The sequence below is a fragment of the Bradyrhizobium barranii subsp. apii genome (assembly GCF_011516635.5).
In the GTDB taxonomy this organism is placed as follows: Bacteria; Pseudomonadota; Alphaproteobacteria; order Rhizobiales; family Xanthobacteraceae; genus Bradyrhizobium; species Bradyrhizobium barranii.
In genome coordinates this window covers 8,416,534-8,431,512 of the sequence record NZ_CP096255.1, presented here as the reverse complement: position 1 = coordinate 8,431,512, position 14,979 = coordinate 8,416,534, and the positions used below count along the sequence as shown (strand labels likewise).

The 14,979-nt window shown below is 63.9% G+C and carries 17 protein-coding genes and 2 pseudogenes; 12 read left to right on the top strand and 7 right to left on the bottom strand.

The window, feature by feature from the left end:
* Positions 1 to 23: 23 nt before the first annotated feature.
* Positions 24 to 791, top strand: coding sequence for a substrate-binding periplasmic protein (locus HAP41_RS40430; protein WP_166079984.1), 768 nt, complete (start codon positions 24 to 26; stop codon positions 789 to 791).
* Positions 792 to 863: 72 nt separating this feature from the next.
* Here the strand turns inward: HAP41_RS40430 and HAP41_RS40425 are convergent, their stop codons facing one another.
* Positions 864 to 1,508: a glutathione binding-like protein gene (locus tag HAP41_RS40425; RefSeq protein ID WP_166079985.1), complete on the bottom strand. Its 645-nt coding sequence runs from the start codon at positions 1,506 to 1,508 to the stop codon at positions 864 to 866.
* 106 nt (positions 1,509 to 1,614) lie between these two features.
* Here HAP41_RS40425 and HAP41_RS40420 point away from each other — a divergent pair, with 106 nt between their 5' ends.
* Positions 1,615 to 2,259 carry a TetR/AcrR family transcriptional regulator gene (locus HAP41_RS40420; RefSeq protein ID WP_166079986.1) on the top strand — a complete coding sequence of 215 codons (645 nt, stop codon included), beginning with the start codon at positions 1,615 to 1,617 and terminating at the stop codon, positions 2,257 to 2,259.
* 185 nt (positions 2,260 to 2,444) lie between these two features.
* On the opposite strand, the gene HAP41_RS40415 is transcribed toward HAP41_RS40420, so the two are convergent.
* Positions 2,445 to 3,410, bottom strand: a complete 966-nt coding sequence (locus tag HAP41_RS40415) for a 2-hydroxyacid dehydrogenase (protein ID WP_166079987.1) — start codon at positions 3,408 to 3,410, stop codon at positions 2,445 to 2,447.
* A gap of 141 nt (positions 3,411 to 3,551) precedes the next feature.
* On the opposite strand from HAP41_RS40415, the pseudogene HAP41_RS40410 reads away from it, so the two are divergent.
* The 4 genes and pseudogenes from HAP41_RS40410 to HAP41_RS40395 all read left to right on the top strand — a co-directional run bounded on the left by HAP41_RS40410 (position 3,552) and on the right by HAP41_RS40395 (position 6,318).
* Positions 3,552 to 3,918: pseudogene (locus HAP41_RS40410) on the top strand (YciI family protein).
* Complete coding sequence (locus HAP41_RS40405) at positions 3,915 to 5,216, top strand: RNA polymerase sigma factor (protein ID WP_166079988.1); 1,302 nt, start codon at positions 3,915 to 3,917, stop codon at positions 5,214 to 5,216. Before HAP41_RS40410 ends, HAP41_RS40405 begins: the two are co-directional and overlap by 4 nt.
* A gap of 78 nt (positions 5,217 to 5,294) precedes the next feature.
* Positions 5,295 to 5,831 carry an SRPBCC family protein gene (locus tag HAP41_RS40400; protein WP_166079989.1) on the top strand — a complete coding sequence of 179 codons (537 nt, stop codon included), beginning with the start codon at positions 5,295 to 5,297 and terminating at the stop codon, positions 5,829 to 5,831.
* 73 nt (positions 5,832 to 5,904) lie between these two features.
* On the top strand, positions 5,905 to 6,318 hold the full coding sequence (locus tag HAP41_RS40395; RefSeq protein ID WP_166079990.1) for a VOC family protein: 414 nt from the start codon (positions 5,905 to 5,907) through the stop codon (positions 6,316 to 6,318).
* Positions 6,319 to 6,424: 106 nt separating this feature from the next.
* On the opposite strand, the gene HAP41_RS40390 is transcribed toward HAP41_RS40395, so the two are convergent.
* The 4 genes from HAP41_RS40390 to HAP41_RS40375 form a co-directional block, all read right to left on the bottom strand.
* A complete protein-coding gene (locus tag HAP41_RS40390; protein ID WP_063981083.1) occupies positions 6,425 to 6,787 on the bottom strand; it encodes a hypothetical protein in 363 nt (120 codons plus the stop codon).
* A 433-nt stretch (positions 6,788 to 7,220) separates the two neighbouring features.
* Entirely contained in the window at positions 7,221 to 7,565 is a 345-nt protein-coding gene (locus HAP41_RS40385) for a hypothetical protein (RefSeq protein WP_063986089.1), read from the bottom strand.
* A gap of 286 nt (positions 7,566 to 7,851) precedes the next feature.
* On the bottom strand, positions 7,852 to 8,280 hold the full coding sequence (locus HAP41_RS40380) for a hypothetical protein (protein ID WP_371498094.1): 429 nt from the start codon (positions 8,278 to 8,280) through the stop codon (positions 7,852 to 7,854).
* Between the two features lie 130 nt (positions 8,281 to 8,410).
* Entirely contained in the window at positions 8,411 to 9,199 is a 789-nt protein-coding gene (locus HAP41_RS40375; RefSeq protein WP_166079991.1) for an SDR family NAD(P)-dependent oxidoreductase, read from the bottom strand.
* A gap of 89 nt (positions 9,200 to 9,288) precedes the next feature.
* On the opposite strand from HAP41_RS40375, the gene HAP41_RS40370 reads away from it, so the two are divergent.
* On the top strand, positions 9,289 to 9,666 hold the full coding sequence (locus HAP41_RS40370) for a cupin domain-containing protein (RefSeq protein ID WP_166079992.1): 378 nt from the start codon (positions 9,289 to 9,291) through the stop codon (positions 9,664 to 9,666).
* Between the two features lie 93 nt (positions 9,667 to 9,759).
* On the opposite strand, the gene HAP41_RS40365 is transcribed toward HAP41_RS40370, so the two are convergent.
* Positions 9,760 to 11,427: a methyl-accepting chemotaxis protein gene (locus HAP41_RS40365; RefSeq protein WP_166079993.1), complete on the bottom strand. Its 1,668-nt coding sequence runs from the start codon at positions 11,425 to 11,427 to the stop codon at positions 9,760 to 9,762.
* 319 nt (positions 11,428 to 11,746) lie between these two features.
* Here HAP41_RS40365 and HAP41_RS40360 point away from each other — a divergent pair, with 319 nt between their 5' ends.
* The 5 genes and pseudogenes from HAP41_RS40360 to HAP41_RS40340 all read left to right on the top strand — a co-directional run bounded on the left by HAP41_RS40360 (position 11,747) and on the right by HAP41_RS40340 (position 14,963).
* On the top strand, positions 11,747 to 12,112 hold the full coding sequence (locus HAP41_RS40360; protein ID WP_166079994.1) for a nuclear transport factor 2 family protein: 366 nt from the start codon (positions 11,747 to 11,749) through the stop codon (positions 12,110 to 12,112).
* A 152-nt stretch (positions 12,113 to 12,264) separates the two neighbouring features.
* Positions 12,265 to 13,100, top strand: a pseudogene (locus HAP41_RS40355) (IS5 family transposase).
* A 117-nt stretch (positions 13,101 to 13,217) separates the two neighbouring features.
* Positions 13,218 to 13,622, top strand: coding sequence for a YciI family protein (locus HAP41_RS40350; protein ID WP_028152208.1), 405 nt, complete (start codon positions 13,218 to 13,220; stop codon positions 13,620 to 13,622).
* A 65-nt stretch (positions 13,623 to 13,687) separates the two neighbouring features.
* Positions 13,688 to 14,050, top strand: coding sequence for a YciI family protein (locus tag HAP41_RS40345; RefSeq protein ID WP_063981089.1), 363 nt, complete (start codon positions 13,688 to 13,690; stop codon positions 14,048 to 14,050).
* A gap of 172 nt (positions 14,051 to 14,222) precedes the next feature.
* Positions 14,223 to 14,963: a TetR/AcrR family transcriptional regulator gene (locus HAP41_RS40340; RefSeq protein ID WP_071909737.1), complete on the top strand. Its 741-nt coding sequence runs from the start codon at positions 14,223 to 14,225 to the stop codon at positions 14,961 to 14,963.
* Positions 14,964 to 14,979 lie beyond the last annotated feature (16 nt).

Here is a 14,979-nt window from a genome sequence, read left to right as displayed (position 1 = left end):
GATCCATCCAGATGAGACGCGGCATGAAGGCAATTGTCCTGATTATCGTCGGTGCCGCCATCGGGCTGTCCGGACCGGCGCAGGCGCGAACCCTCGAGGCGATCCGCGCGAGTGGCGCGCTCGGACTATGCGCGCATCCCAACTCGCTTCCTTTCGCGCGCAAGGGCGGCGAACCGCCCGGCTTTCAGGTCGAGTTGGGACAGGTGCTGGCACGCGAGCTCGGTGTCTCGCTGCGGCTCGACTGGATCATCACGCAGTATCAAATGCGCAGCGCCAATTGTGACATTCTCCTGGATGTCATCGCCGATCGCGAAGCGCAAGGCGAGACCCGCTTGAGGATCTCGAAGCCGTACTATCGCACGGGCGTCGCGCTCGCGGTGCCGTCATCCAGCGCGCTCACATCGTTCAAGAGCCTCGGCGAGCATACCAAGGTGGGGGTGCAGGTCGGCTCTGTCGCCGCCATGATCATCGGTCAGCGGCACGTGCCCATATCGATCTTCGGCTTCGAGACCGACAGCCTCGACGCCGTATCAAACAAGGAGATCGATGCGGCTGCGGTCACGCCCACCGCGGCGGGCTACTTCAATCTGACGCATCCTGACAAGGCACTCCGGATCCTGGATCGCGACGAGGGCGTGGCCGATCTCAACTGGAATGTCGCCGTCGGCATGGTCCGCCCGGATGATGCGTTGCGCGAGGCGATCGACGGAGCGCTGGAACGGCTGCGCAACGACGGCACGATCGATCGGATCTACGGTCGCTATGGGATCGTGCTGCAAGCGCCGAGGTAGCTGAATTGCCGAACGAACGACGCCGTCCCGGTTTGGCCAGGACGACGTCGTTATGAATATCTCGCTTTGGCCCTAGGCCGCCGCCTTCTTCCGCGCCTGCTCGGCCTTGTACAGCTCGAACTCTTCGGCGATCGCCTTCGCGACCGACGGCCGCTGGCGCAGGCGGTCGTGATACGCCTTCACGCTCGGCCATTTGGCGAGCTCGATCGGCGGGGTCGCCATGGTCCAGTTGATGACCGTGACGAGATAGGCATCCGCCACGCTGAAATGGTCGAGCAGGAAGTCGCGCCCCTTCAGGTAGTTATCGAGATAGTCGAGCCGCGACAGGTTCTTCTCCAGCGCATAGGCCTTGGTTTCCTGCGGCGCCTTGCGGTCGAGCAGGGGGATGAAGAGGCCCTTGTGCAGCTCGGTGCCGATGAAGCAGAGCCATTGATGCAGCCGGGTGCGGTCGATGCCATGGGCCGCACCGAGGCCGGATTGCGGAAACCGATCCGCGACATATTGCAGGATCGCGGCGTTCTCGGTCAGCACCACGCCCTCGTCGGTGCGCAGCGTCGGCACGAGGCCGATCGGGTTGACCGTGCGGAAGTCGGTGCCGTCGTTCAGCACTGTCTTGGTCGGCGGATCGACTTCGAGATAATTCGCTTCGGCGCCGGCTTCATACAGCGCGACGCGGGTCGCCATCGAACAGGCGAGCGGCGAGAAATAAAGATCCATCTTGGGCCTCCTTGGGCAATTCCTCTTTGGGTGTCGCTCAACCTGGCCAGATTGATTTTTGTACCATCTTGTATAATATGGCGGCGGTCAAGGATTAATTTGCGAGATGGTACAAAAATCGAAGCCGCCAGCTGCTGCCAATGAGCCGAAGCGGCGTGGCCGTCCGCGCGCCTACGAGCCCGATGTCGCGCTCGGCAAGGCGCTCGACCTGTTCCGCCGGCAGGGTTTTGCGGCGACGTCGCTGGACGATCTCAGCGAAGCGACCGGCATGAACCGGCCGAGCCTCTACGGCGCCTTCGGGGACAAGCGCGAACTCTACATCAAGAGCTACCAACGCTACCGCGAGGACGCGCGCGCCTCGATGGTGGAGATCTTTCGCCAGGAGATGCCGGTGCGCCAGCGGCTCGAGCGCATCTTCGCGTCCGCGCTGAACATCTATCTCTCCGGCGAGACCGGTCCGCGCGGCTGCTTCACGGTGGTGACCGCGGCATCCGAAGCCGTCGGCGATCCCGAGATCCGTGCCATGGTGCTGGATGGACTGACCGAGCTCGACAAGGCCTTTGCCAGTTGCTTCCGCGGCGCCAAGGAGAAGGGCGAGTTGCCTGGGAGCGCCGACCCGGCCGTGCTGGCGCAGCTCGCCTCCGCAACCGTGCATTCGATCGCCATCCGCTCCCGCGCCCGCGTGTCGCGCAAAGAGCTCGAGGCGATCGTGAAGGGTGCGATTGACGTGATGGTGGGGGCCAAAAGTTAGGCCGTCGTCCCGGGGCGCGCGCAGCGCGAGCCCGGGACCCATAGCCACAGAGAGAAGTTTGGCGAAGACTGGTCGTTCGGTACTGCGACCATCCGCAACGATAAATCACGCGGTATGGGTCCCCGCGTACGCGGGGACGACAGCGAGGGTGGGGCGCGTGCGTGCCTCTCAGCCTGCCGAAGCGCCTAATATCCCCGTGCCCGGTCCACCACGTTCTCCAGCGCGCCGCCGGCCTCGAACTTTGCGATTTGCTCGGCGACATAGGCCGAGATTGCATCCGCGTCGGTGTCGGCCGCGTTGTGCGGGGTCAGCAGCACCTTGGGGTGGGTCCAGAACCGGCTGTCCGCAGGCTGCGGCTCCTGCACGAAAACGTCGAGCGAGGCCGCGCCAAGCGTGCCGTCGTCGAGGCAGGCCAGGATGTCGGCCTCGTTCTGCAGGCCGCCGCGACCCGCATTGATCAGAACGGGCGCGCCGAGCGGGCTGCTGCGGTTGAGCTTGGTGAAGACGTCGCGGTTGAGGATGCCGTGCGTATCAGGCGTCAGCGGCAACAGTGAGACCAGGATGTCGGTCTTGCGCAGGAACGCATCGATCTGCGCGGCGCCATGGAAGCATTCGACGCCCTCGATCGTGCGCGGGCTGCGGCTCCAGCCGGCAACCCGGAAGCCGAGCCGGCGCAGCACATCGGCGGCATCCGCACCCAGCGTGCCAAGCCCCATCACGCCGACGGTGACGGCGCTCGCCGGCCACTGATATTGCGGCTCCCAGCGTTTTGCGCGCTGCGAGTCCCGCAAGTACAGCTCCTGGCGGTGGTGCATCAGCACGTGCAGCACGACATACTCGGTCATGCGATTGGTGAGATCAGGCACGGCGACGCGCACCAGCGGCACGTCGGGTAGGCTCTTGTCGGCCATCAGCGCGTCAACGCCGGCGCCCAGATTGAAGATCGCACGCAGATTGGGGAAAGAGCCGAGATCGCCCGGCACCGGCTTCCACACCGCGGCATAGTGTACCTCGGCCGGATCGAGCCCGGCGTCGGGCAGCAGCACCACGCGGCGGCCGCCGCAGACCGCGTCGAACCGGGCCTTCCAGCGCTCCGGCAGCCAGTTCTGCTGCGTGCTGTTGATCAGGACGGCCAGTGTGCCCATGCTCATTCGAAGTGCCTCGTCGGTTCCGCTTTGAAAACCCTCCTTGGCACGATCCGACGGATTTTTCTCGCAAATTTTTTCCGCAGCCCTGTCGGGGCGGGGCATATTGGATCGTCTTAAAAACAAGCGTTCAGGAAGGTGCTGCCCATGCTTTATGCGATCCTCTGCTATCACGACGAGGACTTCGTCGGCTCCTGGAGCAAGGACCAGGACGAAGCCGTGATGAAGAAGCTCGCCGTGGTGCAGGACAAGCTCACACAGCAGGGCCGGCTCGGTCCGGTGGCGCGGCTGCTACCGACCACGGCCGCGGCGACGCTGCGCAAGAGACCCGCCGCTGGTGCTCGACGGCCCCTATGCGGAGACCAAGGAGCAATTGCTCGGCTTCTACATCGTGGATTGCAAGAATCTCGACGAGGCGCTCGACGTCGCGCGCGACCTCGGCGCGGCCAATCCCGGAGGCGCCTATGAGGTGCGTCCCGTCGGCGTATTCCGGCCCGGAGGAATTTCGACGTGAGCGAGGCCGACACCGCCTGGATCGAGACCGCGCTGACCTCGGCGCGTCCCCAGGCGGTCGGCGCGCTGCTGCGCTATTTCCGCGATCTCGACACCGCCGAAGAGGCCTTCCAGAACGCCTGCCTGCGCGCGCTCAAGACCTGGCCGCAGAACGGGCCGCCGCGCGATCCCGCGGCCTGGCTGATCATGGTCGGCCGCAACGTCGCCATCGACGAGGTCCGCCGCGCCCGCAAGCAGCAGCCGCTGCCGGAGGATGACCAGGCCATCTCCGATCTCGACGACGCCGAGGGCGCGCTCGCCGAGCGGCTCGACGGTTCGCACTACCGCGACGACATCCTGCGGCTGATGTTCATCTGCTGCCATCCGCAGCTGCCGGCGACCCAGCAGATCGCGCTCGCGCTGCGCATCGTCTCCGGCCTCACCGTGAAGCAGATCGCGCGCGCCTTCCTGGTCTCGGAAGCGGCGATGGAGCAGCGCATCACCCGTGCCAAGGCGAAGGTCGCCGAGGCCGGGGCGCCGTTCGAAACGCCCGGCGCGGTCGAACGCTCCGAGCGGCTCGCCGGTGTTGCCGCAATGATCTACCTGATCTTCAACGAAGGCTATTCGGCCAGCGGCGACACGGCGGAGATCCGAAAGCCGCTGTGCGAGGAAGCGATCCGGCTGGCGCGGTTGCTGCTGCGGCTGTTCCAGAGCGAGCCGGAGATCATGGGGCTCGCGGCGCTGCTGCTGTTGCAGCATGCGCGCAGCGCCGCGCGCTTTGCCGCGGACGGCGCGGTGATCCTGCTCGACGACCAGGATCGTACGCTGTGGAACGGCAACATGATCGCGGAAGGCCTGGCGCTGATCGACAAGGCGATGCGCCATCGCCGCAGCGGCCCCTATCAGGTCCAGGCCGCGATCGCCGCGCTGCATGCGCGTGCGTCGACGCCCGAGGAAACCGACTGGACGCAGATCGACTTGCTCTACGGCGCGCTCGAAGTGATGCAGCCTTCGCCGGTGGTGACACTCAACCGCGCGGTTGCGGTCTCCAAGGTGCGCGGGCCTCAAGCGGCGCTCGAACTGATCGAGCCGCTGGCGCCGAAACTCACCAACTACTTTCATTTCCACGGCGTGCGTGGTGCCTTCCTGATGCAGCTCGGCCGTAACGACGAAGCCCGCATCGCCTTCGACCACGCCATCGCACTCGCCAATACTTCGGCGGAAGCCGCCCATATCCGCATGCATATTGATCGCCTGATCCGGGACAGCCAGCCGAAGGGCGCTAATGGCGGCGCCAGGCAGGGCGCAAAGGCAAAGTGACGGCCAAAAATTTCGTCCCGCCAATTGTCGGCTCCCGCCGTTCCCCTTCGTCTTAATTCCATATCCAGGGAGCCACTCATGCTGAAAGCCATTGCCATCATCGCCGTCGTCCTCGCCGTCGGCATAGCCGCGGTCCTCGTCTTCGCCTTGACAAAACCCGACACGTTCCGCGTCGAGCGCTCGCTCGCCGTGAAGGCGCCGGCCGATGCGATTTATCCGCACGTTGCCGATTTCCATTTCTGGATGAGCTGGTCGCCCTATGAGGATCGCGACCCCGGCATGAAGCGGATCTTCGGCAGAACCGCGTCAGGCAAGGGCGCGACCTATGCCTGGGACGGCAACAATAATGTCGGCGCCGGGCATATGGAGATCCTCGAGGCGAGCACGCCGTCGAAACTTCGGATCAAGCTCGATTTCGAGCGCCCGTTCGAAGGCCACAATACCGCCGAGTTCACCTTTGTGCCGCAAGGCGATGCCACACTGGTCACATGGGCGATGTACGGTCCGGCGCCGTTCATGTCCAAGGTGATGCAGGTGTTCATCAACATGGACAACATGATCGGCAAGGACTTCGAGGCCGGCCTCGCCAGCCTGAAGAAGCTCACCGAGAAGTAACGAGGCTTGCTGCCCCAAGGAGCAGCCAAGGAACTGCCAAGGAATCGCCAAGAAAACGAAGAGGAGAGAAACGATGATCAATGCCTATCTGTTCTATCAGGACACCTGCGAAGCGGCGTTCACCTTCTACGCCAAGGTTTTGGACGGCAAGATCGACGCCATGATGCGCTCATCGGAAGCGCCGCCGGACATGCCCGCTGTGCCCGGCCGCGAGAAGATGATCATGCATGCGCGGATGTCGCTGCCCGACGGCAGCGTGCTGATGGCCTCCGACGCGCCACCCGAGCATTTTCAGAAAGCCCAGGGCTTTTCGGTCTCGCTCACGGTCACGGACCCCGCGGATGGCGAGCGCAAGTTCAACGCGCTCGCCGACGGCGGCACCGTCACCATGCCCTTCAGCAAGACGTTCTGGGCCAAGGGCTTTGGCATGTGCGTCGACAAATTCGGCATTCCCTGGATGGTGAACTGCCCGGCCGAGGGCATGTGACGGGCGCGTCGGCCTGACACGCCAAACCGCGATCCCACTCCCGTTGTTACGGGAGTGGGTCACTCATGCCGTCGTCATGTCACACGGCTGTTCGCCGCGTGCTCGCTCACCGGAGCGATCCGGTCGCGTCATCGCTTGGCGGCGGCGATTCAACGCAGCGAGGGCAGATCACGAGTTTCGTGCCAAGCTGCCTGTCGTTCTCCGCCTCGATTTCGTCATGGACCACCCACCACGCCTCGGAGAACGGGCGCAAGGTGCCGAGCACTCTTTCCCGCTCCTGATTGGGGTTGTCCTGCGCAGGCGCCGGGTTCGCGGCGCGCCGCTTTGTGACAGAGGAGCGGTGAGGGGCCTGGTTCGGATCCCGGCCGAGGCCGTCCCATGCGATCGGTCGGCGCTCCTGCGCCGGCGCCGCCGCGCATCCGAGGAGCGCTGCGCAAAAAGTGAGCAAGACGAAGCCGTGACGCAGCATGCCGGACCCTTGGTGCGGTACGCGACACGCAAACTCCGCATGCGGAGCCTTGCATCGCGCCGGTTAAATGGAACCTAAGGGAAACGACGTGGCCGCCATGGCCCAATATGGAATCGTGCTCTCGCATCACATTGCGAGAGCAGTGAGGCCGCTTCGTGAAATCATGCGGATCGCATCGCACAATAACTGGCGAAATATTAGGCTGTAAACTCCACGACAGAATCGCTAATAATTTCTTCATAAATTCTACAAACTGGGGTGGGCGTAACTTGGAAGGGGAGCGACCGATGGCAGCGGCGCTACAAATCAATTTTGCACTTTGGGGCATGCTCATCTGCGCGACCTTGGAATTGGCGCAGACCATCCAGAGGCTCTACTAGGCTAGGCCCGTCGAAATGCGTGACCGGCGCAATTTCGCCGTCGCGCTTGCCTGCTAGCTCACCAGCAACGCGATGAGCGTGAAGCTGACGCTCGCGATCACGATCATCGAGAGGATGTAGTTGCGCGGCCGCGCCGTTCGCGCACGCGGCGGTCTCCGCCGCTGGAGTGGCTCGCTCGCCTGCCATGCGAGCTCCGACGGCGCGAGCGCAGCCTCTGCGCCCGAGCCGATATATTTCACATAGAGCTCGAGCAGCCGCAGCTCGGACGGCAGGTCCATCAGACCCTCGCGGTGGCGCCGCGACAGCAATTCGAATTCGACGGTTTCCTGGGAGCTCAACTGGCCAAGGACAATGCGTCCCTGGTCCGACAGGCGGTAGTGAAAATCGATGGGCTGCACGGCCTGCGACCGGTTTGAAAAGTGTAATCTTGAAAAAGCGAAACCATCCTAGTCTGTGACCATTGCTGAGATTATGACGGCCCTGCAGCCATCGTGACCCGAGCGGCCTCAATCTGGACGGGACCATCATAGACGGTCGGGAAGAGCCGCAAACCGCGTAAATTGGGCAGGCTTTGCCAAGCGGTTGAGCGGATTTCGTGTCCGGATCGTCGTAATTTTGCAAAACTGCCTAATCGCCGGACAGCGGCGGATGCAACCGGTCACATCGCTGGCGGCCGCCTGTTGCTCAGCGGCAGCGCGGATAGATCGCCGCAAGGTCGCGGCCCTTCAGCAAAAGCAATCTGGACGAGAGGCCACCGTGCCGGCTGATCCAGTCGCGCACCGGGCCGGGATAGGCCTGCAGCACCGCGTCGGAGGCTTCGGGCTCGGCATAAAAACGCCCACGCCGGTCGACCGAACGCGCCGCGTGGAAGCCGAGTACCGCGCGTTTGGTGACGCAGATGCGCTCGCCCGGCACGATGCTGAGCACCAGCGTGCAGGCGGACAGGCACGGACCGTCGATCACCACGCGCTCGCCGCTCTCGCGCACCTGCTCGAACAGGTCGAGGAACGGCCCGACCTGTCCGCCCGGCGACTGGATGATGCGGATTTCGGCCATGGCGGGGGTAGTGGTAAAGAGCGCAGATGCGAGCATCCAGGCACCCACAAAGAACATGCGTCGCATGGAGCACTCCACTAACTCGATCCCGTAGGGTGGGCAAAGCGTAGCGTGCCCACCAATGGCATCGCAAATCTGGAGGGAAGGTGGGCGCGGCGCTTGCGCGCCTTTGCCCACCCTACGACGTTCACCCGTTCCGCCGTTCGCCGCGCAGCGTCGGCAGGCCGATGCCAGCCGCATCGAAGCCGCCATCGACGGCCAAAATTTGGCCGGTGATGTAGCTCGATCGTTCCGAGCACAGGAAATAGATCGCTTCGGCGAGTTCCTCCTCCAGGCCGTAGCGGTTGAGCGGAATGGCGTCGTGATAGTCGGCGCGGATCTCCCTGCTGTGCACCTGCTTCGCCATCGCGGTGTCGACCGGCCCCGGCGCGACTGCGTTGACGCGGATGTTGAGCGAGGCGAGCTCGACCGCGAGTTGCTTGGTCAGGTGCGCAAGGCCCGCCTTGCTGGTGCCATAGGCCGAACGCAGGGTCGAGGCGCGCACCGCCGAGATCGAGGTGACGTTGACGATGGCGCCGCCGCCTTGCTCGCGCATCAGCGGCGCGGCCGCCTTGGTGCACAGGAACGGGCCGGTGAGATTGACCGCCATGATCCTGTTCCAATCGGCGTCGCTTGTCTCCAGCACTGGCGCGAACACGGCGACGCCGGCGTTGTTGACGAGAGCATCGAGCCGACCGAAGCGGCTCATGACCGCCGCCATTGCAGCTCCCACGGCGGCTGCGTCGGACACGTCGCAGGTGATTGCCAGCGTGTTATCGGGATTCTTCAGGGCCGCCGCCGCGGCTGCCTGCAGCTCCCCCTCGATATCGAGCAGCGCGACGCGCCACCCTTCGGCCAGGAATTTCTTGGCCGTCGCCAGCCCGATGCCTCGCGCGGCTCCGGTGACGAGGGCGACGTTTTGTGGGGCCTGCGGCATTTGCTAATCTGTCCTGTGTTCGAAAGGGGCGCGCACGAGCGCCGGCTCCTTTTACTTCGCTTTCGTCCCGGCAAGAAGGGCTCCAGGCCATGCTCATCGATCCCAGCACGATCCCGCTCGAGGACTGGCGGCCAGGTGTGAAGACCCGCATGATCACATCCGCGCGCAACGGCGCGACCGCGCTCTGCATCTTCGAGCAATGGGTCGATCCCGGCGCCGGCGCGCCGACGCACAGCCACACGGTCGAGGAGGTGCTGACCGTGCGGGCGGGCGAGGCGGAGATGTGGATCGAAGCCCGGCGTATCACGGTGACGGCCGGACAGGTGCTGCTGGTTCCCGCCGGCCGCAAGCACGGTTTCCGCAATTCGGGAGCGACCATGCTGCATGTCCATGCGGTGTTGGCCTCGCCGGTCTTCGAGATGCTGCCGGAAGGGGCGAGTGAAGCGACGCGACGCTGGGAGCGGTAGGGTAAGGGCGCCGGTCTCTCTCACCGTCACCCCAGGGGGGCCGCTTCTTCAGCGGGCCTCGAAGGATGACGGGGATAGTGATAAGGCGAGAGCTTACGCCAGCTCCGCCGACGCACGCTGCATGTTGGCCGACATGTCCGCCGTCACGATGCTCTGCTCCTCGACCGCGGCTGCGGTGGAGGCGATGAACTCGTTGACGCTGGCGATCGCCACCTTGATCGCGGTCAGGGAGCTCGCGACGTCGCCGGAGATGGTGTTCAGCGCATCGATTTCGGAGGTGATCGTGTCGGTGGCCTGCTTGGCCTGGCTGGCGAGGTTCTTCACCTCGGAGGCGACCACGGCAAAGCCGCGGCCCGCTTCGCCCGCCCGCGCCGATTCGATCGTGGCGTTGAGCGCAAGCAGGTTGATCTGACTGGTGATGCCCGAAATCATCTCGACGATGCCGCTCATGGCCTGGGCCGCTGCAGTCAACTTCTGAGCCTGACCGTCCGCGGACTCGACCCTGGTGGTCGCGACCTTTGAGGTCTCGCGCGATTTCGCCATGGTCTCGGAGATCTCGCGGATCGATGCACTCATCTGCTCGCTGCCGGCCGCGACCGCCTCGATCAGCCCGCGCGCATTGTCGGCCTTCTTGCGGCCGATCGCCTGCGCGGTGATGTCGGTGGCGTATTTGACCACCTTGTAGGGTTTTCCGTTGAGATCCAGAATCGGATTGTAGGACGCCTGGATCCAGATATCGCGGCCGCCCTTGGCGATCCGCCTGTATTCGGCGGCCTGGTATTCGCCGCGGTTGAGCGTCTCCCAGAAATGGCGGTAGGCCGCCGAATTCCTCTCGTTCGGCTCGACGAACATGGAATGGTGCCGGCCCTTGATCTCGGCCAGCGAATAGCCCACCGCCTTGAGAAAATTCTCGTTGGCGGTGCGGATCGTGCCGTCCATGTTGAACTCGATCACCGCCTGCGACTTCTGGATCGCGGCGAGCTGGCCGTCATTGTCGGCGGCCTTCATCTTCTGCGCGGTGATGTCGGTTGCGAACTTCACCACCTTGAACGGCTTGCCGGTCTCGTCGAGGATCGGGTTGTAGGTCGCGAGAATCCAGATCTCCTTAGCCCCCTTGCCGAGTCGCTTGTACTCGGCCGCCTCGAACTCCCCGCGGTTGAGCCTGGCCCAGAATGCGGCATAGGCCGAACTCGCGCGGTCCTCGGGCGTCACGAACATGCTGTGATGCTTGCCCCTGATCTCGTCGAGCGAATAGCCCATCGCGCCCAGGAAGTTCTCGTTGGCGGTGACGATGGTGCCGTCCATGTTGAACTCGATCACGGCCTGCGCGCGGTTGATCGCGGCGATCTTGCCGGAGTCTTCCATGGTCTTGATCTTGTACGCCGTGATGTCGGTGGCGAACTTGATGAAGCTGACCACCTTGCCGTTCTTGTCCAGCAACGGGGCGTAGGAGGCATGAACCCAGACTTCCTTGCCGTTCTTGCCGAAGCGCTTGTATTGCGTGGTCTGGAATTCGCCGCGGTTCAGGCTGGCCCAGAAGTCGCGGTAGCGGGCGCTCTCACGCTCAGTCGGGCTGACGAAGATGCTGTGATGCTTGCCCTTGATCTCGGCGAGCGAATAGCCGCTCATTTTCAGAAGGTTCTCGTTGGCATCGAGGATGGTGCCGTCGAGATCGAATTCGATGACGGCCTGCGAGCGATCGAGGGCGTCGACTTCCGCGAGCGCGTGCTGGATCCTGGCCTTGCTGTTGAAATTGAACACTTGAAGATCCCCGGAGTGGTTCAACTATGCGTCGGCCGGGCTGCAATTGGCCTTCCCGAAAAAGTTGCATGCACGCGTTGATCAACTGTAAACCCTTGCAGCAAACTGCGTGGTCTCCGTGGTTCCGCGTGCGCCGGCCATGTTGTTCTGCTTTCGAAGATTCTCGTCCTATATGCACGGCGGTGGACATAGTCGGTCCGTAGTCGTACGGACCCGCCTAGCGATAATTTCGCATCGTCTCTGTTGAAATTCGGCAAGCAATGTCGGGGCACGCGTTCGTGCATCGTCTTCAAGAGGATCTTCTCCGCGGAGACCATCAATGCCTGACGACCGCGAGCGCCTGATTCGAGACCTCTTCGCAGCCTATCTCGGCAACGACCGGCAACGGGTCGCCGACGCACTGGCCGACGATTTCCGCTTCACCAGTCCGTTCGACGACGACCTCGACAAGGCGGCCTATTTCGAGCGCTGCTGGCGGGACACCGGCTGGATCGCGCGACACGACATCGAGCGGATTATCGTCCGGGGCGACGAGGCCTTCGTCACCTATCTCTGTCTGGGGACAGATGGCAGAAGCTTTCGCAACACGGAGTTCTTCACCTTTTCGGGTGGCAAGGTCCGCCGCATCGACGTCTATTTCGGCGCTGCCCGGAAGGATGGGCGTTTCCTGCCACAGCCGCGCTAGCGGCCGGCGCAATGACCTCTGGAATAATTTTCATCACCTTGTCGGTTCCGTAAAGGTTCGTTCGTCTTAGTGTCTGTTCCAAAACATGTTGAGTCGAATGAATCGGTTGTGATTCAAGGTGAGCGGCCTGATTCGATGGGGACGCGCCGCCAATGTGGACTACCGAGAACCGTGCACGCTACGACCGCAGCCGCCTGCGCTATCCGAGCGACTTGACCGACGAGGAGTGGGCGCTGATCGCGCCTCGCATCCCGCCGGCCAAGCGCGGCGGCAACAAGCGTACGGTGGACCTGCGCGAGATTGCCAACGGGCTGATGTACATCCTGAGCACAGGTTGCCAGTGGCGCGCGATCCCCAAGGACCTGCCGCCGCGCTCGACGCTGTATGGCTACTTCGATCTGTGGAGCTGGAACGGCACGCTCGATAAAATTCATCACGCCCTCTATGTCGAATGTCGCGAAAGGGCCGAGCGCGAGGCTTCTCCCACCGCCGCCATCATCGATAGCCAGAGCGTGAAAAGCGCTGAAAAAGGGGGCCTCATGATCTCCATGGCTACGACGCGGGCAAGAAGATCAAGGGCAAGAAGCGGCACATTCTCGTCGACACGCAAGGCCTCTTGATGCACGCCATCGTGCATGCGGCGGACATCCAGGATCGCGACGGCGGCGTGCTCCTGATGGCAACGTTGTTCGGCCTCTATCCCTTTCTTCTGAAGCTCTACGCCGACGGCGGATATCAAGGGCCACATTTCCAGAAGGGGCTGCGTAGCGCTCTGAAGCGCGTGAACCTCGAAATCGTCAAACGCTCCGATCAGGCTCACCGTTTCGTCGTCTTGCCCAAACGCTGGATCGTCGAGCGTACCTTTGCCTGGCTCGGGCGATGCCGAAGACTGTCCAAAGATTGGGAATGCTTCAATCACAGGGCGCTCGCCTTTCTCAAGCTGGCCTCCATCCGACTCATGCTGCGAAAGCTATGCAATCCAAGGTAATCTTTCCGGACAGACTCTTAGAGGTAAGGGTGGGCGGCCCGGACCGCCGCTCCCGTCCTTCCGGGGGTGGCGCCGCGCGGCGCAAACCCGAAACGACAAAGCAAGCAAGGACTGCTCATGCGATTCATGATGCTGATGATTCCGCTCGGCTACGAGACCGCGCCGCCGGACGTGCAACTCGATCCCGAACGCGTCGCCGCGATGATGCGCTACAACGAGGCGCTGAAGGATGCCGGCGTGCTGATCACGCTCGACGGTCTGCACCCGCCGTCGATGGGCGCGCGCGTCTCGTTCGCGACCGGCGAGCCCATCGTGACCGACGGCCCCTTCGCCGAAGCCAAGGAAGTTCTGGGCGGCTACTGGATGATCGAGGTTGCCTCGCGCGAGGAGGCGATCGCTTGGGCGAAGAAGTGCCCGGCCTCCGCCAATGAAGTCATCGAGATCCGGCAGGTGCAGGAGATGGCCGACTTTCCGCCGGAGGTGCAGGCAGCCGCCGCCGGTTTCGACGATCTGAAGACGTAGCCGAGACGGCCGCGGATCAACTCGCGGCTCGTCAATCCATCATCCATCAACAAAGGAGAGAACCAATGAGCACCGATACCTATCTCGCCGTTTTCCTCGGCAGCAAGACCAGCCCGCAATGGGCCGCATGGAACGCGATGTCCGAGACCGCGCGGAAGGCGAAGGAGCAGGAGGGCATGGCGGCCTGGAAAGGCTGGGTCGAGAAGCATCAAGGCGCGATCCAGGCCATGGGCGGCCCTCTCGGCAAGACCAAGAAGGTCGACGGCAAGGGCGTCGCCGACATCGCGAACGAGATGGGCGCCTTCACCGTGGTCCGCGCCGCGTCCCATGAGGCCGCAGCCAAGATGTTCGAGAACCACCCGCACTTCGCGATCTTCCCCGGCGAACGCGTCGAGATCATGCCGGTGCTGCCGATCCCCGGCGGCTAGGCCGTGTCATTCCGGGGGCGCGCACACGCGCGAACCCGGAAATCTCGAGATTCCGGGTTCGGCTCGTCGAGCAGCCCCGGGTCGAGCCGCCCCCGGAATGACGAGTTGGCCGGTTAATCAAATCCGGCCTGCGCTAGTGACTTCACGCCCGGCTCATGTAAAAGCTGTTCACATGAGCTGGCGTAAGGACCAGGGCCGCACCGAGCGCGGCTATCACCACGGCAATCTGAAGGAAGCCCTGTTGCAGGCTGCCCTCGGGCTGATCGCCGAGAAGGGCGCGGCGGGCTTCACCTTTGCCGATGCTGCGCGCATGGCCGGCGTCAGCGCGGCGGCGCCTTACCGGCATTTCCGCGACCGCGAGGAGTTGCTGTCCTCGATCGCGCAGCGCGGCTTCGAGCAGTTCGAGCAGCGCCTGACCGCGGCCTGGGACGACGGGCGCCCGGATACGGTCTCGGCGTTCGAGCGCGTCGGCAAGGCCTATCTCGCCTTTGCCCGCGAGGAGCCTGCCTTCTACAACGCGATGTTCGAATCAGGCGTGCCGGTCGATTCAAATCCGGCCCTGCAGGCCGCCAGTGAACGCGCCTTCAACATCATTCGCGCCGCCGCCGAACGGCTTGCGGCGCTGGCGCCGCCCGGCACGCCGCGGCCACCGGCCATGATGATGGCGCTGCACATCTGGTCGATGGCGCATGGCGTGGCCTCGCTGTTCTCACGCGGCGACGCCGCGCGGCGAAAACTGCCGATGTCGCCGGATGACCTGCTCGAAGCCGAGGTGCTGATCTATCTCCGCGGCCTCGGCTTCCCGACCGACCGCCGTCCGCCGGCACGAAGCGCCGAGCCGCCGCCGGTGCCACCGGAGGCATCCTCCGGTTCTGGCCTGCCGCCCGGTGGCCCCTGGGGCAAGCCGAAATAAAATTGCGCAAATAATT